This window comes from Streptomyces longhuiensis (assembly GCF_020616555.1).
Lineage (GTDB): Bacteria > Actinomycetota > Actinomycetes > Streptomycetales > Streptomycetaceae > Streptomyces > Streptomyces longhuiensis.
This window is the reverse complement of the sequence record NZ_CP085173.1, coordinates 7,255,247-7,270,546: the sequence shown is the minus strand read 5'-3', so window position 1 is coordinate 7,270,546 and position 15,300 is coordinate 7,255,247. Positions and strand designations below refer to the sequence as shown.

The window sequence follows — 15,300 nt, the reverse complement described above, 5'->3', positions numbered from 1 at the left end:
GTTGTCGTCCATAGTTGCCGGAAGCCTTCGAGCCCTTCATTCTGGAGCGGATCTCACGCACCCCCGTGCCCGCAGGGACGAGCACCCCGGAGCCCGACATCGCTGACGAAGAGGCGCCCTGGATGCGCGCGCCGCACGCCGACCCGGTACGGCCCCCTGGGAACGACCGGGTTCGTGCGGCCGGGAGCAGGCGGCCGGTCTACTGCGCCGGACTCTCGGAACCCCGTCGGCCCGGGGCCAGCAGGACGGCCGTGTCCCCCGGCCGGGGCAGTGGCGTGCTGCCTCCCGTGACCGGATCGAGGCGGCCGTCCCGCCGTACGAGGAACAGCAGAGCGCTGCCGGGCAGGAGGGCGTCCCCGGCGGGCTGCCCGAGAACCGATGCCCCCTCCTCGTACCTGCGCGCGAACGTCTGCCGGGTCAGATCCGGGTCGAACAGAACCTCGCCTCCGATGAACGGCGCCACCACTCCGTGGCTGTCGGCCGGTGCGTTGAGGCGGTGGACCGTACCCTCCACGCTGCCGCGCAGAAGCACCGCGGCCAGCGCGTTGAAGTCGTCCTCCGCGGTCAGGAAGTACACCGCCGTAATGCCTTCCAGCTCGGCGGCGCCCCCCGTGGCGGCGCCCAGCAGCTCACCCGGCGCAAGGTCGACCCCGGCCCGCCGGATCCGTTCGCGCTGTTCCTCTTCCCCCGCCCACATCAGCACCTCGAGCCCCGCTGCCTTCAGAGCCACCCCCAGGTCGACCACCCAGGGGTCACCGCCGACCAGCAGGGGCCGCGAGCGGGACGGGCGCACGACGCCCAGGCGCCGGGCGACGGGCGAGGCGGTCAGGCCGTAGAGCGTCACGGTCGCGACGATGACCACGAAGGTGGCCGGAAGGATCTTCGCCGCTCCGCCGATCCCCTTGGCCACCAGGCCCGCCGAGAACGTCGACGCCGTGGCGGCAGCCACGATTCCGCGCGGCGCCATCCAGCCGATGAAGGCCCGCTCGCCGCGCGTCAGGTCAGTGCCGAGGGTGGACACGACGGCGACCAGCGGCCTGACGACCAGCACCAGAAAGGCGGAGAGCCCGAGTGCCGGGAGCCACACATGGCGCAGCGAGTGCGGGGTGACGGTGGCCGAGATCGAGATGAAGAGCACGCCGAGGATCAGGCTGACCAGGGCCTCGAAGAACGGCCGACGCGCGGGTACGTCGATGCCGGGGAGGTTGGCGACGGCCAGGCCCATCACCACTGCGGCGATGAGTCCGGTGTCCTCGCGCAGGACATCGCAGAGCGCCGCCACACCGATCACCGCGGCGAGTTGTGCCGTCGTACCGAGGACCTCGCCGAGCCGCAGCACCCGGAACAGCACCCACAGCAGAGCCGCCCCGACCACTCCTCCGGCCGCTCCGATGCCCACGCTGGCCAGGAATCGCGCCGTCCCACCGACGAGGTGGTGACCCGAGCTCGCCACGACCCCGTGGTAGACCAGTGCGCCCACCACACCGCCGACCGGGTCGATGAGCGAGCCTTCCCAGATCAGGATGCGCTGGAGCCGGTCCTTCGGTCGCACGAAGCCGAGCAGAGGTCCGACGACCGTCGGCCCCGAGACCACGAGGATCGCGCCGATCATGACGGCCGCCTGTCGGGACATGCCCAACAGCGGCGCGGCGAGGAGCGTGCCGAACAGCCCGGTGACCAGGACACCGATCCAGATCAGCCGGACGACGACCCTGCGGGTGTGGCCCTTGAGCCTCGCCAGGTCCAGCCCCAGGCCCGCGTCGTAGAGGATGACGGCGACGGCCAGCGACACCAGCGGTGAGAACGCCGCCCCCAGCAGTTGCTCGGGGTCGACGTCGTCGATCAGCACGCCGGCGGCGAAGCCGACCGGGAGCAGCACGATGAGGGCGGGAATGCGCAGGCGACCGGCCAAGACCTGCGATCCGACGGCCAGGACAAGGATCAAGCCCACGCCGGCGAGCACCTGATTCGTCGTCACAAGTGGCCCTTTCGACGCGTGGTGGGACGGGTCGGTGCTCTGGCCGGCCGGCGGCGCGGCCGGCCGGGTCCGACCTGCGCCGTGGCCCGGTGAGGATCAGGTCGGGGGCCGCGACGGCGCCGTCACCGTTCCCACGGCGTGATCCCCCAGCGGACGGTGTGCTGCTCGCCGGGGCCGAGGCCGACGAGCCCGGTGCCGCTGCGGAAGGCGTCCGGGGGGCAGGTCATCGGCTCGACGGCGACCGCTCGACGGCGCTCCTGCGGCGGCAGTGTGTCGCCGGTGTAGAGCTGCACGTAATCGGCGCCCTCACCCAGCCACACGTCCGTACCGAACGCACCCGACGGATGGGCCAGGCGCACCACGGCCCGGCCGTCCGCGTCCCGGTCGAGGTCACCGAACGGGGTGTCCAGCCGGAGCGCCCCGACAGCTCGTGGCGTTCGCAGGTCGTACTCGGTCCCGGCGACCGGCTCGGCGGCCACCGGAAGTCCGCGCTCATCGGTGCGCAGCCATGTCCGTGCGGGGACGGTCAGCACCGCCTGGTCGACGAGCGCGGTGCCCGGGGTGAGGTAGGGATGCTGGCCGAAGCCGTAGGGTGCGGCGCTCGTGTCGAGGTTGCGCGCGGTGACGGCGACTTCGAGCCCGCTCTCGCCCAGGGTGTACTCGGCGCGGACGTGGAGGTGGAACGGATAGCCCGGCTGCGGCCACAGCGGAACCTCCAGGACTGCTCGGCTGCCGCTCGCCTCCACGACCTGCCACGCGACCCACCGGAGCAGCCCGTGGATGGCGTTGCCGCCGGCCGGCTCGGTGAGCGGCAGCTGCAGCTCCTGCCCGTCCCAGGGGTACCGGCCGTCGCGGATCCGGTTGGGCCACGGCACCAGGATCTGGCCGCGCCCGCCGGTGATCCCGTCCTGTTCGGCGAATCCGTCGATGACTGTGCGTCCACCGACCGCGTAGGACCGAAGGGCCGCTCCCAGCTCCACGACGACGGCCTTGTGCGTGCCGCGGCAGAGGGTCAGTTGCCGTCCAGTGCGGCTTTGCTGCACGCGTGGCCTCCTCGGTCCGCCCTGTCGGTGCCGTCGGGCGCCGACGTGGTGGTGGCCTGCGGCTCCGACCCTCCCCTCGGGAGCGTGCGGCCCCGCATCGACCCGGTCAAGCGCAACACGTTCCTGCCGGTGAAATCGCCGGGCCCGTTCGCCTGGTGGGGCCACAGGCACTACACCAGGCGGCTCACCAGCCGGACGGGGATCATTTCCATCCACCGTCTCCGTCGCCCGTCCGACGGACCCACCGAGGTGTCACGGGGCTCCAGCACCGGACCTTCTCCCCCGTGATCGACCGGCTCCGGCCCGCGACTCCCGACGGGGCTCCGACGGGCAAGCGCCACCCGAGTGGCCGATAGTGGGAGCAGGGGGCTCTGTCGAGACTTCGGAGCAGCCATGGACCGCTACCCTCCCATCGCCGAACACGGCCTGGTGGGTGACCTGCAGACTGCGGCGCTCGTCTCGTCGCAGGGCGTCGTGGACTGGTTCGCCGCTCCCCGGTTCGACTCGCCCAGCATCTTCGCCGCCCTGCTCGACCACGACGGCGGTGGGTACATGCGGCTGGCCCCCGAGCATCCCGACGCGACCTGCAAGCAGCTCTACTACCCCGACACGGCCATTCTGGTGACCCGGTTCATGTCACCGGACGGGGTGGGCGAGGTGGTCGACTTCATGCCTCCGGACCGGACCGGCACCGCCACCGACCGTCACACCCTGATACGCATCGTGCGGGCCGTGCGGGGGACCGTCGACTTCACGCTGGAGTGCCGGCCGCGCTTCGACTACGGCCGGGCCGAGCACCAGCTGGAGCTCGGCGAGAAGACCAGCCTGTTCCGGTCCCCGGGGATGGACGCGCATCTGCAGGCCTCCTTCCCGCTGGAGCGGGACGGCCAGGACGTGCGCGGCAGGGTGACGCTGAGCGCCGGCGAGTCGGGCGGCGTCGTGTTCACCGTCTGCGCGTCCGGCGGCGAGGCACCCGCGCCCCTCACGGTCGACGGGCTCGCCGCACAGGACTACGAGACCGCCCGTTTCTGGCAGGGCTGGTTGCGCCAGTCCCGCTACCGGGGCCGCTGGCCCGAACTGGTGCACCGTTCGGTCATCACCCTCAAACTCCTCACCTACGCCCCCACCGGCGCCCTCGTCGCGGCGGCCACCATGGGCCTTCCCGAGCAGGTCGGCGGAGAACGCAACTGGGACTACCGGTTCACCTGGGTACGCGACAGCTCGCTGTCCGTGCGCGCCATGCTGGACCTCGGTTTCGCCGAGGAGGCCACCGCCTTCCTCCACTGGCTGGTCGACAGACTGCAGGAGCGCGAGGGCAAGGAGGAAGAGCCGCTCCAGACGATGTACCGGGTCGACGGCAACCCCGACCTGCCCGAGGAGACACTCGAGCACTTCGAGGGCTACCGCGGCTCCTCCCCCGTCCGCATCGGCAACGGAGCCGCCGACCAGCTCCAGCTGGACATCTACGGTGAGGCCCTCTACGCGTTGTCCCAGGGCCGTGAGGTCGCGCAACAGGCCACCTACCGGGGCTGGAAGACCCTGGCCAGGACGCTGGACTGGTTCGCCGAGGCATGGGACCGGCCGGACGAGGGCATCTGGGAGACCCGCGGCGGCCGCCAGGACTTCACCTACAGCCGGGTGATGTCCTGGGCCGCCTTCGACCAAGGGCTGCGCCTGGCCGAGCACTTCCGCAGGCCCGCCGACGTGCAGAAGTGGCGCAGCGCGAGGGACACCATCCTGGAGCAGGTCATGGAACGCGGCTGGAGCGAGCAGGAGGGCGCCTTCGTCCAGCACTACGGCGGCGACGTCCTGGACGCCTCCCTGCTGCTCATGCCGAGGGTCCAGTTCATCGCCCCCCGGGACCCGACCTGGCTGGCCACCCTCGACGCGATGGACCGCAAACTCGTCTCCGACAGCCTCGTCTACCGCTACGACCCGGCGGCATCGCCGGACGGGCTGCGCGGCTCGGAGGGCACCTTCAGTCTGTGCACCTTCCTCTACGTCGACGCGCTGGCCCGGGCGGGACGGCTGCCCCAGGCCCGCTACACGTTCGAGAAGATGCAGACCCACGCCAACCACGTCGGGCTCTTCGCCGAGGAGATCGGCCCGAGCGGGGAGCAACTGGGCAACTTCCCGCAGGCGTTCACGCATCTGTCGCTCATCATGGCGGCCACCACCCTCGACGAGGCGCTCGACGCGGAGAGCGGGCGCTGACCCATGGTCACGCACGCCCGTCCGGCAGGACCGCCACGGCTGACCGACGACGAGTTCGGCGCGCTGTACCGCCAGCTGCGCTCGCGCACCGCCTGGGCCGCCGGTGACCGGGGTGCTCTGGTCGCGCTGACTCCTGCCCGGGTGCTCGCCGCGGCCCGCGAGGTGCGGACAGGCCGGACGGTCACGCTCGCCGCGCCGGTGGACACGGTGCCCGGCCCGGACAATCCGGAGCCCGCCGAGCACCGGATGATCGGGCAGCCGGAGGAAGACACCTCCCGCGGGCTCCACTTCGCGATGGACAGCTTCGCGATGAACGTGCACGGCGACGCCGACAGCCACATCGACGCCCTCTGCCACGTGATCTACGACGGCACACTGCACGGCGGCGTGCCCGCGAGCAGCATCACAGCGGGCGGGGCGACGGCGCTCTCCATCGATGCGGCGCGCGACGGGATCGTCGGACGCGGCGTGCTGTTGGACATCCCGCGGCTGCGCGGCGTGCCCTGGCTCGAACCGGGTGATCACGTGACCGCCGACGACCTCGCCGCGGCCGAGACCGCCCAGCACCTCCGCGTCACAGAAGGCGACCTGCTCTTCGTCCGCGTCGGCCACCGCCGGCGCCGCGCCGAACTCGGACCGTGGGACGCGGCACACGCGCGCGCCGGGCTCCACCCGTCCGCGCTGGAGTTCCTCGCAGACCGGAGGGTCGCCGTGCTCGGCGGCGACGGGAACAACGACACCGCCCCGAGCTCCACCGAGGGCGTCGACTTCCCCGTGCATGTGCTGGCGGTCCACGCCATGGGCCTCCAGTTGCTGGACTACCTGCAGTTCGAGGACCTGGTACCGATCTGCGAGGCCGAGGGGCGCTGGTCGTTCCTCTGCGTGATCGCCCCGCTGAGACTGCCGGACGCCACCGGCTCGCCGGTCAACCCGGTCGCCGTCCTGTGACCCCGGTGCCGGCGGCCGTGGCGGCCGACCCGCACACCATCGACGACTCCTGGAACGGGGACCCTCTCATGGCCGACGATCAGCACTACGACGTCATCGTCATCGGTACGGGAGCGGGCGGCGGTACGCTCGCCCACCGGCTGGCCCCTACCGGCAAACGGATCCTGATCCTGGAACGCGGCGGCTACCTGCCACGGGAGCGGGACAACTGGGACTCCACCGCCGTCTTCGTCCAGGGCAAGTACCGTGCCCCGGAGTTCTGGTACGACAAGCACGGCAACCGGTTCCCCCCGGAGGTCAACTACTACGTCGGCGGCAACACCAAGTTCTACGGCGCCGCGCTCTTCCGGCTCCGGCCCGAGGACTTCGGCGAACTCCGCCACCACGACGGCGTCTCTCCTGCGTGGCCGATCCGCTACGAGGACCTGGAGCCCTACTACACCCAGGCCGAACATCTCTACCTGGTGCACGGGCGGCACGGCGAGGACCCCACCGAAGGGCCGACCGGCGCGCAGTACGCCTACCCGCCGGTCGAGCACGAGGCGCGCATCCAGCAGCTCAGCGACGATCTGGGGAAGGCTGGCCTGCACCCGTTCCACCTGCCGATCGGCGTGAACCTCACCCAGGACGAGAACGGCCGGGCCACCCATGACAGCGTCTGCATCCGCTGCGACCGGGTCGACGGCTTCCCCTGCCTGATGGGCGCGAAGTCCGACGCGCAGGTGATCTGCGTCGACCCGGCACTGACGTACGACAACGTCACGATGGTGACCGGGGCCGATGTGAGGCGCCTGGAGACCGACCCGACCGGACGCACCGTCACCAGGGTCGTCGCCGAGCTCGAGAGCGGAGCGACCGAGGAATTCAGCGCCGACATCGTGGTGGTCGCCGCCGGCGCGGTCAACTCCGCCGTCCTGTTGCTGCGTTCGGCCGACGACAGGCACCCCGGCGGGCTCGCCAACAGCTCGGACGTGGTGGGACGCCACTACATGCGTCACAACAACCTGGCGCTGATGGCGGTGTCGAAGGAACCGAACCCGACCAGATTCCAGAAGACCCTGGCGCTGAACGACTGGTACCTGGGCGCGGACGACTGGGAGTATCCGCTCGGCGGCATCCAGATGCTCGGCAAGTCGGACGCCGACCAGATCCATGGTGAGGCACCACGCTGGGCCGGTGCCGTCATGCCCGACATGCCCTTCGAGGTGCTGGCGCACCATGCCGTCGACTTCTGGCTGTGCGGAGAGGACCTTCCGCTGCCCGAGAGCAGGGTCACCCTCGACCAGGACGACGCCATCCACCTGGCTCTCGACGAGAAGAACAACATCGCCGGGCTGAAGCGACTCCAGCACAAGCTGCAGGGGATGCTCGGGCACCTGGGCATGCACGAGCACCACCTGTTGGATCACAGCATCTACCTGCACAAGGGCATGCCGATCGGCGCCACCGCGCACCAGGCCGGCACCGTACGGTTCGGCGACGACCCGCAGAGTTCGGCCCTCGACGTCAACTGCAAGGCCCACGACCTCGACAACCTCTACGTCGTGGACACCAGCTTCTTCCCGAGCATCGGCGCCGTGAACCCGTCGCTGACCGCCATCGCCAACGCCCTGCGAGTCGGCGATCACATCGCCGCCCGCCTCCGCTGACGGGGGCTCCGTCGCGCCGTGAACGGGCTGAGCACCGCTACAGGTTGTCGCCGGGCGCTCTGGCGGCCCGTGTGTCGGCGTCGGTGAGCTCCTCCAGCTCACCCATCGTGTCCAGCCGGTACAGCACCACCAGCGCCGGACCGACCAGCAGGATCGCGATGACGGTGACGATCACCAGCCAGCGCAGGGTGTGATCGGCACCGGCCGCTTCGGCCACCGTCAGCGAGGTGGGCAGCACGTACGGCCGCTGCGCGAAGCCCCAGGCGCCGACGACCAGGGCGACACTCGCCACCGAGGTGTGACGGGACCAGCCGAAGGAGCGGCGCCAGACGAGCAGGACCGTGGCCAGACCACAGACCGCGGCCAGGACGATCAGGAGCAGGCCGGGCCCGCGGGTGAGGCCGTCCCAGACGTACGGAGCGTCGTCGTGGGTGACGGGCAGGCCGATGAGTGCGAGGACGACGACCGCCGCGAAGGCGATCAGCGCCCGCAGGCGGAAGTGGTCGACGAGGTCGTCGGCGCCGAACCGCAGGGCGTCGGAGCAGAGGAAGACCGCGCCGAGGAACGCGGTGGCGGCGATGGCCAGCAGTCCCACGAGGACGGAGGTTCCATTGGCCCAGGCGTCCGCGGAGGCGGGCGTGCCGACCTCGACGCGACCGGAGGCGATGCCGCCGAGCACCGCGCCGAGGAAGAACGGCGTGAGCAACGACGAGATGGCGAACGCGGCGCCGTAGATCCGCTGTCGGGACAGGCGACGGGTCGGCTTGCGCAGGGCGAACCCGGCGCCGCGGAGCACCAGACCGACAGCGGCGAGGGCGAGCGGCAGCCACATCGCGGAGAAGACGGCCTGGAACATCGTCGGGAAGCCGGTCCACATGATGACCAGAATGAAGATCAACCAGACGTTGTTGACCTCCCAGACCGGTGCCATGGCGTGGTCGATCAGCCATCGGGGCCGCTTGCCGCGCTCCGCGCCGCCGGCCAGGAGGTCCCAGAAGCCCGCGCCGTAGTCGGTACCTCCGGCGCAGGCGTAGGCGGCGATCGCGAGCACCATCACCCATGCGATGAGGTCGGCCATCACGACGCACCGCCGGAGGTGCGGTCGGAGCCGCCGGACTCGGCCCCGGTGGTGGTGGGTTCGGGCTCGCTTCTGGGCCCGTAGGGGGTGTCGGTCTCCGGCGGCTGTTCGGCGCGGGCGGTGGCGAGGCCCTCGTCGGCGATGCGCCAGCGGGTGCGCATCTTCAGGACGACCGCGAGGAACGAGCCGAAGACAGCCACGTACACGACCATGACGATGCCGAGCATCGCCCACAGCGATCCGGCACGGGTACCGGTCACCGCCTCCGAGACCCTCATGTGCTGGTAGACGATCCAGGGCTGGCGGCCGACCTCCGTGGTGATCCACCCGCACTCGACGGTGACCAGGCACGCGACTCCCGCGATCGCGGCGCAGCGGAAGAACCAGCGGCTGCGCGGGAGGTCCCGGCGCCGCAGCCAGCACCAGCCGTACCAGAGCGCGAGCAGGATCAGCACGCTGCCGATGGTGACCATGATGTCGAAGGCCCAGTGGGCGATGGTGGCCTGAGTGGCCGTCGGGCGGTCGCTCGCCGCGACCGACGACAGGCCCGTCACCTTGGTGTCCGGGCTGAATCCGGCGAGGATCGAGTCCAGCTGGGGAATCCTGATGCCGCCGGAGATCGTCCCGTCGGGATGCAGGCGCCCGAACATGTACTCCGGTACGTGGGTGTCGGTCTTCCAGACGATCTCCGTGGCGGCGAACTTGATCGGCTGCTTGTGGAAGACGGCGCGAGCGGCGGAGTCACCGAGCATGAACTGGACCGGAGTGAGGATCGCGGCAACAGTGAACGGCACGGTGAAGCCGAGCCGGTGGTAGCGGTCCCGGCGCCCGCGCAGCCAGCCGACCGCGTACACACCGGCGACCACGTAGCCGGCGGTCAGGAGCATCGCGACCACGAAGTGCCAGTACTCCGGGCCGAACATCGGCGTGAAGATCGCCTGCCGCACGTCGACGGCGACGGGACTGCCCTGGGCGTCCAGGCGGAACCCCCGCGGGGTGTTCATCCAGGAGTTGGCCGCGATGATGCCGAACGCCCCCATCAGGGCGGCCAGCGGCAGCGGTACGGCGAGCCAGAAGTGGGTCCAGGGCTTGAGCCGGCGCCAGCCGTAGAGGTAGATCGCGATCAGGACGGCCTCCAGGAAGAACGCCCACGCCTCGATGCCGAAGCCGAGGCCGAAGACGTCGCCCCAGCGACCCATCATGCCGGGCCACAGCAGACCGAACTCGAAGGACAGCACGGTGCCGGTGACCACGCCGACGGCGAACTGGACGGCCATCACCGCCGACCAGCGCCGGGCGAGCGTGAGGGCGACGGGGTCGTTGCGGCGAAGCGCCCGGTGGTGCATGAGCAACGTGATGAACGGCAGTGCCACGCCGAACGGCACCAGCAGGATGTGCGAGGCCAGGGTGAAGGCCATCAACTCTCGCGCCGGCAGGAGTTGGGCCGGTGTGCTGTTCGCCAGCAGGGCAGCGGTGCTGAGCATGTGAGCCTCGATGGTCTGCCCTGCTGCGGTGGCGGGGCTGCGGAGGGACAGGACGCGGAGGGGTGCCCGTGGAGGGTCGGCCGGGGCAGCCCTCAGGGAGGCTCAGGCGCCCTCGGCCCGGCCGCACGGGCCGCCGGCACGTCGGTGTCGGGCAGGGTGAAGGCGCGTTCGCGACGCGAGCCGGTGGCAAAGACGACGGACCAGCTGAGCACCGCTCCCAGTCTGCTGCGGAAGCCGGTGAGAAAGGCCAGGTGGATGAAGAGCCAGGCCAGCCAGCCGGTGAAGCCCGACAGGTGCAGCGGGCCGGCCTTGACGACAGCCCGGCCGCGGGCGATGTAGGCGGCGGTGCCGAGATCCACGTACGTGAAGGGCTTCGGCTCCTTCGTCCTGCCTTCGACGGCGTGGCGCACGCTCCGGCCCGCGTACGCACCCGACTGCATGGCGACCTCGGCCAGTCCCGGCAGCCGGTTCAGACCCATCACGTCGCCCGTGACGCGGATCTCCGGATGGCCGGGGACGGTGAGGTCGGGTTCGACGAGGATGCGTCCGGCCCGGTCCTGTTCGGCACCGGTCGCGCGGGCCAGCGCGGCCGCGATCGGCGGCGCCTCGACGCCCGCCGTCCACAGCACGGTGCGTGCGTCGAAACGGGTCGTCCTGCCGTCATGGTCCTGTACCGTCAGGCCGTCAGCGCCGACGTCGGTGACCCTGGTGTCCAGGTGGAGCTCCACTCCGAGACCCCGCAAAGTCCGGGCCGCACGGTGGGCCAGCTTCGGACCGAACGCACCCAGCACCGCGTCGGACCCCTCGAAAAGCAGCACCCGGGCCTTGGCGGAATCGATCTTCTGAAACTCCCGGTCGAGCGTGTGACCGGCGATCTCCCGAATCTGTCCCGCGAGTTCGACACCGGTCGGCCCGCCGCCCACCAGGGCGAAGGTGAGCCATTGCTGCCGTTCGCGGTCGTCCGCCGCCGTTTCGGCCATCTCGAACGCCCGGTAGATCCGTCGGCGGATCTCGAGCGCGTCGTTCAGGGTCTTCATGCCGGGAGCGTGCGCGGCGAACTCGTCGTGCCCGAAGTAGGACTGACGCATGCCCACCGCGACGATCAGGTCGTCGTACGGAAGCTCGACGTCTCCGCCCTCGGGCCGCCGGGCGTGGACCAGCCGGGCACCGGCATCCACGTCGGTGGCTTCGGCGAGCACACAGCGCACGTTGGGGTGGCGCCGCAGGACCCCGCGGAGCGGTTGTGCGATCTGCCCCTCGGACAGGATCCCCGAGGCGCACTGGTACAGCAGCGGCTGGAAGAGGTGGTGGGCCCGGCGGTCGACCACGGTCACCGCGACCGGTGACTTCCGCAGGGCACGGGCGGCGAACAGCCCCGCGAACCCTCCGCCGAGGATCACCACCCGGCGGGGCGTGACGTGATCCCGCATCGGAGATCAGCCTCCGGTGGCGAAGCCGGGAAAGAGCGTCATTCCGCCGTCGACGTAGAGGGTGGTGCCGACGACGTAGTCGAGCAGGTCGGACGCCACGGCGACGACGGCGTTGGCGATGTCGTCCGGGTCGCCCACGCGGCGGTACGGGATCAGGCGCAGGAGGTCGGCCTCGGCCTCGGGGGTGGACCAGGCGTCGCGGTTGATCGGCGTGCGGATGGCTCCGGGTGCGACCGCGTTGACCCTGATCCGCTTGGGCGCGAGCTCCTGGGCGAGGGTCTGCATCAGCATGCCCACACCGCCCTTGGAGGAGGCGTAGTTCACGTGCCCCGCCCACGGGACGATCTGGTGGACCGAACTCATGCAGATGATCTTTCCCGCCGAACGGGAGACCTCCTCCACCACGCCGCGCCGGATGAACTCCTTGGCGGCCTCCCGCGCGCACAGGAACTGGCCGGTCAGGTTGACGTCGATGACCTTCTCCCACTGGGCGAGTGTCATCTCCGTCACGGCCGCGTCCCGCTGGAGGCCCGCGTTGGCCACCATGATGTCGATGGTGCCGAACTCCTCGACCATCCGCGCGACCATGGCGGTCACCTGGTCCTCGTCGGACACGTCGGCCTCGTGGGCGTAGGCGCGGACACCGAAGCCCTCGATCTCCTTCACGACCTTGTCCGCCGCGTCCGCACCGACGACGTAGTTCACCACCACGTCCGCTCCGGCCCGGCCCAGGGCGATGGCGGTCGCCAGACCGATGCCCGAGTTGGCACCGGTCACGAGCGCCTTCTGGCCCTTGAGAAGCTGCGCGGACACCACCCCGCGGCTCTCGTCGGAGGTTCCTGCCACCACGTTGTCTCCTTCTGCCTTTTCGACGGACGCCCTCGATGACCGGACGACGCGAGAAGGGAAACGGAACGTCGGCCGGCCCGTCAGGCAGACACAGGAGCCGTCGCACACCCGGCCCCCAGACGAAAGCACCCAGCGCCGCGGTGGGGCAGACCGGCGCGCAAGACAGCCGTACTTCGGCCGAACGCGTCACACAGTCGGGCTACCGGCCACACCCGAACCCCGCGCAGGCCGGCGTCACCCGGGCCACCGAGGGGCCGAGGGATACGCCGAGCACCCCTCAGAACGGTCGCTCGAGCAGCATTTCGATGTGGTTCCTGGAGCCGAGCACTGCTCTGACCAGGCCCTGTACCCAGGCTCTTCCGCGAGGCGGAAGCAGCATTGCCTCTCCTTGACGCTCTCCCGGAGCGGGCGGCGGGCGAGACGCCGATGATCTGCGTCTCGCGCTGCCTGGGCCCGCGCCTCGTCCTCGACATGTGACCCCTTTGTGGCGTCCCGCCCTACCTCTGATACCTCGCGAGCACCAGATTTCCGTCCTTCACCAGGCGTTTGCGCAGTTCACCGAGGCCGATCGAGCCGCTGTAGTACTCCTGGAGGGCGGGCGTCGCGACCTTGTCCTTCCACTCCGCGTAGCCGCGCACCGACTGTGCCGGGGCCGAGCGGAGGTCACCGGCGAGGGCCGTGCCGGTCGCCCAGTCGTTCTTCTCCGTGTGCAGGGTCGGGTCCTTCAGCGCCTCGGTGCCGGTGGGCAGCATCCAGTCGCCGAGTGCCAGGCGCACCATGTTCCGGGGCCGCAGCAGGAAGTCGATGAACTGCGCCGCCTCCTTCTTGTGCGGGCTGTCCTCGGCGACGGACAGGGTCTGCGGGGAGACGCCCTGGGCGAGCCCGTCACGGCCCGCGGGCGCCGGGAGCACCTGCCAGTCGAAACCCTTGGGCGCCTGCTGGACGATCTGCTGGCGGTACGAGAAGCCGAGCGGGACCATCGCGTACTTGCCCGCGAAGAAGCCGGGAAGCGTGTCCGAGCCGCCCATGCCGAGCGTCGCGCCCGAGGCGCTGCCGTCGGTGTTGACCTGGTCGTGGACCGTGCGGGGCGCGACCTGGTCGGCGGCGTCGAAGCGGACCGTCACCTTGCCGTCGGCGCCGCGGTGGAACATGCGTCCGCCGGCCGAGAGGGAGAGGTTGAGGGTCGCCGAGACGGGCTCCTTCAGCGGCCACGCGACGCCGAACTTCTTGTCGCCGCTCAGCTTCTTCGTGACGGCCCTGAACTCCTCCCAGGACCAGGGCCTCTCGGGCGTCGGGATGCGCACACCCGCCGCTTCGAGGATCTTCGCGTTGGCGATGAGGACGCGCGGCTCCTGGAGGAAGGGGACGCCGTAGACGCCGTCGCCGAAGGTCGCGGTCTCCCAACTGTGCTGCGGGATGTCGGACTTGAGGCGGGCGGGCAGCAGGTCCCGCAGATCGGCGAGGTAGCCGCCGTAGGCGAAGTCCGCGAGGTCGTCGGAGGCGTCGTGGATGACGTCGGGCGCCTCCCCTCCCTCGAAGGAGGTGAGCAGCTGGTCGTGGACGCTGTCCCAGCTGCCCTGGACGTACTTGACCTGGATGTCGGGGTGCGCCGCGTTCCACTCCTCGACGAGCTGCTTGTTGGCGTCGACGGACTCCTTCTGCCAGGCGAGGGACTGGAACTCGAGAGTGATCCTGCCGTCGTCGGCCGTCCCGCCGGACGAACAGCCGGTGAGCAGCAGGGCCACGGCCGCGGCGACGGCGGCCAGGCGGGACACGCGCCTCATGACTTCACCGCCCCGGTCAGCATCCCGCCGGTGAGTCTGCGCTGGATGAGCGCGAAGATCACCAGTGAGGGCAGGGTCGCGAGGAACGCGGCGGCGGCCAGCGGCCCGAGGTCGGCGACGCCCTCCGCGCCGAGGAAGTGCGTCAGGATCACCGGCAGGGTCTGCCTCTCCGGGGTCTTCATCAGGACCAGCGCGAAGAAGAACTCGTTCCACGCGGTGATGAACGCGAACAGGGCCGTCGCCACCAGGCCCGGCGCGAGCAGCGGCGCCGTGACGGAGACGAGCGTGCGCAGCTTTCCGGCTCCGTCGACGGCGGCCGCCTCCTCCAGCTCGGGCGGCACTGCCCGGACGTAGCCGACCAGCATCCACAGGGCGAAGGGCAGCGACCACACGACGTAGACCATGGTCAGGCCGGGCAGCGAGTTGATCAGGTGCAGGTTCTTCAGGATCAGGAAGAGCGGGATGATCAGCAGGACGAACGGGAACGCCTGGCTGACCACCACCCAGCCCGTCGCCGCGCGGGACAGCGCGGAGCGGTGGCGGGCCATCACGTACGCCATCGGGGTCGCGATGACGACGGCGATCAGGGCCGCGCAGACCGCCACGAGCACGGAGTTGGCGGCGGCCCTCAGGAGCGGCTGCTCGTCGAAGGCCTGGCGGAAGTTGGCGAGTGTGGGGTCCTTGGGTATCCATGTGGGATGCAGGCTCGCGAGTTCGCGGGGCGGTTTGAATGCCGTGGAGATCAGCCAGAGGAACGGGAACGCGAGGAAGACGAGATAGGCGAGCAGCGCGAGGTACTGGCCCGCGCGCGCCGGCCTGCTGGGCCGGATGCCTGTCCGCGTA

Annotated in this window: 11 protein-coding genes; 3 read left to right on the top strand and 8 right to left on the bottom strand. The window is 70.7% G+C overall.

Translation table 11 applies throughout. From position 1 onward, the window contains the following. Nucleotides 1-199 precede the first annotated feature (199 nt). Nucleotides 200-1,978 carry a cation:proton antiporter gene (locus LGI35_RS33295; RefSeq protein ID WP_227297987.1) on the bottom strand — a complete coding sequence of 593 codons (1,779 nt, stop codon included), beginning with the start codon at nucleotides 1,976-1,978 and terminating at the stop codon, nucleotides 200-202. A 122-nt stretch (nucleotides 1,979-2,100) separates the two neighbouring features. Further along, nucleotides 2,101-3,021 carry an aldose 1-epimerase family protein gene (locus LGI35_RS33290; protein ID WP_227297986.1) on the bottom strand — a complete coding sequence of 307 codons (921 nt, stop codon included), beginning with the start codon at nucleotides 3,019-3,021 and terminating at the stop codon, nucleotides 2,101-2,103. A 393-nt stretch (nucleotides 3,022-3,414) separates the two neighbouring features. Between LGI35_RS33290 and LGI35_RS33285 the strand changes: the two genes are divergently transcribed. From LGI35_RS33285 to LGI35_RS33275, 3 genes are all read left to right on the top strand, one after another. Beyond that, on the top strand, nucleotides 3,415-5,235 hold the full coding sequence (locus tag LGI35_RS33285) for a glycoside hydrolase family 15 protein (protein WP_227297985.1): 1,821 nt from the start codon (nucleotides 3,415-3,417) through the stop codon (nucleotides 5,233-5,235). A 3-nt stretch (nucleotides 5,236-5,238) separates the two neighbouring features. Further along, nucleotides 5,239-6,183 carry a cyclase family protein gene (locus tag LGI35_RS33280; RefSeq protein ID WP_227297984.1) on the top strand — a complete coding sequence of 315 codons (945 nt, stop codon included), beginning with the start codon at nucleotides 5,239-5,241 and terminating at the stop codon, nucleotides 6,181-6,183. Between the two features lie 68 nt (nucleotides 6,184-6,251). Then, nucleotides 6,252-7,832: a GMC oxidoreductase gene (locus LGI35_RS33275; protein WP_227300629.1), complete on the top strand. Its 1,581-nt coding sequence runs from the start codon at nucleotides 6,252-6,254 to the stop codon at nucleotides 7,830-7,832. 37 nt (nucleotides 7,833-7,869) lie between these two features. Here LGI35_RS33275 and LGI35_RS33270 read toward each other — a convergent pair whose 3' ends face one another. The 6 genes from LGI35_RS33270 to LGI35_RS33245 form a co-directional block, all read right to left on the bottom strand. Beyond that, nucleotides 7,870-8,910, bottom strand: coding sequence for a cytochrome d ubiquinol oxidase subunit II (locus tag LGI35_RS33270; RefSeq protein ID WP_227297983.1), 1,041 nt, complete (start codon nucleotides 8,908-8,910; stop codon nucleotides 7,870-7,872). Then, a complete protein-coding gene (locus tag LGI35_RS33265; protein WP_227297982.1) occupies nucleotides 8,910-10,394 on the bottom strand; it encodes a cytochrome ubiquinol oxidase subunit I in 1,485 nt (494 codons plus the stop codon). The genes LGI35_RS33270 and LGI35_RS33265 overlap by 1 nt, the downstream gene beginning before the upstream one ends. Before the next feature lie 92 nt (nucleotides 10,395-10,486). Continuing rightward, nucleotides 10,487-11,824 (bottom strand): NAD(P)/FAD-dependent oxidoreductase, encoded by a 1,338-nt coding sequence (locus LGI35_RS33260; RefSeq protein WP_227297981.1) that lies wholly within the window; start codon nucleotides 11,822-11,824, stop codon nucleotides 10,487-10,489. Nucleotides 11,825-11,830: 6 nt separating this feature from the next. Next, a complete protein-coding gene (locus tag LGI35_RS33255; RefSeq protein WP_227300628.1) occupies nucleotides 11,831-12,670 on the bottom strand; it encodes an SDR family oxidoreductase in 840 nt (279 codons plus the stop codon). A gap of 500 nt (nucleotides 12,671-13,170) precedes the next feature. Continuing rightward, nucleotides 13,171-14,457 carry an ABC transporter substrate-binding protein gene (locus LGI35_RS33250; protein ID WP_227297980.1) on the bottom strand — a complete coding sequence of 429 codons (1,287 nt, stop codon included), beginning with the start codon at nucleotides 14,455-14,457 and terminating at the stop codon, nucleotides 13,171-13,173. Next, nucleotides 14,454-15,287, bottom strand: coding sequence for a carbohydrate ABC transporter permease (locus tag LGI35_RS33245; protein WP_227300627.1), 834 nt, complete (start codon nucleotides 15,285-15,287; stop codon nucleotides 14,454-14,456). The genes LGI35_RS33250 and LGI35_RS33245 overlap by 4 nt, the downstream gene beginning before the upstream one ends. Nucleotides 15,288-15,300: the final 13 nt, after the last annotated feature.

What these genes read in the sequence shown, in the direction of transcription:
- LGI35_RS33285 (WP_227297985.1), top strand. Translation starts at nt 3,415, where the DNA reads ATGGACCGCTACCCTCCCATCGCCGAACACGGCCTGGTGGGTGACCTG.
- LGI35_RS33280 (WP_227297984.1), top strand. Translation starts at nt 5,239, where the DNA reads ATGGTCACGCACGCCCGTCCGGCAGGACCGCCACGGCTGACCGACGAC.
- LGI35_RS33275 (WP_227300629.1), top strand. Translation starts at nt 6,252, where the DNA reads ATGGCCGACGATCAGCACTACGACGTCATCGTCATCGGTACGGGAGCG.
- LGI35_RS33270 (WP_227297983.1), bottom strand. Translation starts at nt 8,910, where the DNA reads ATGGCCGACCTCATCGCATGGGTGATGGTGCTCGCGATCGCCGCCTAC.
- LGI35_RS33265 (WP_227297982.1), bottom strand. Translation starts at nt 10,394, where the DNA reads ATGCTCAGCACCGCTGCCCTGCTGGCGAACAGCACACCGGCCCAACTC.
- LGI35_RS33260 (WP_227297981.1), bottom strand. Translation starts at nt 11,824, where the DNA reads ATGCGGGATCACGTCACGCCCCGCCGGGTGGTGATCCTCGGCGGAGGG.
- LGI35_RS33250 (WP_227297980.1), bottom strand. Translation starts at nt 14,457, where the DNA reads ATGAGGCGCGTGTCCCGCCTGGCCGCCGTCGCCGCGGCCGTGGCCCTG.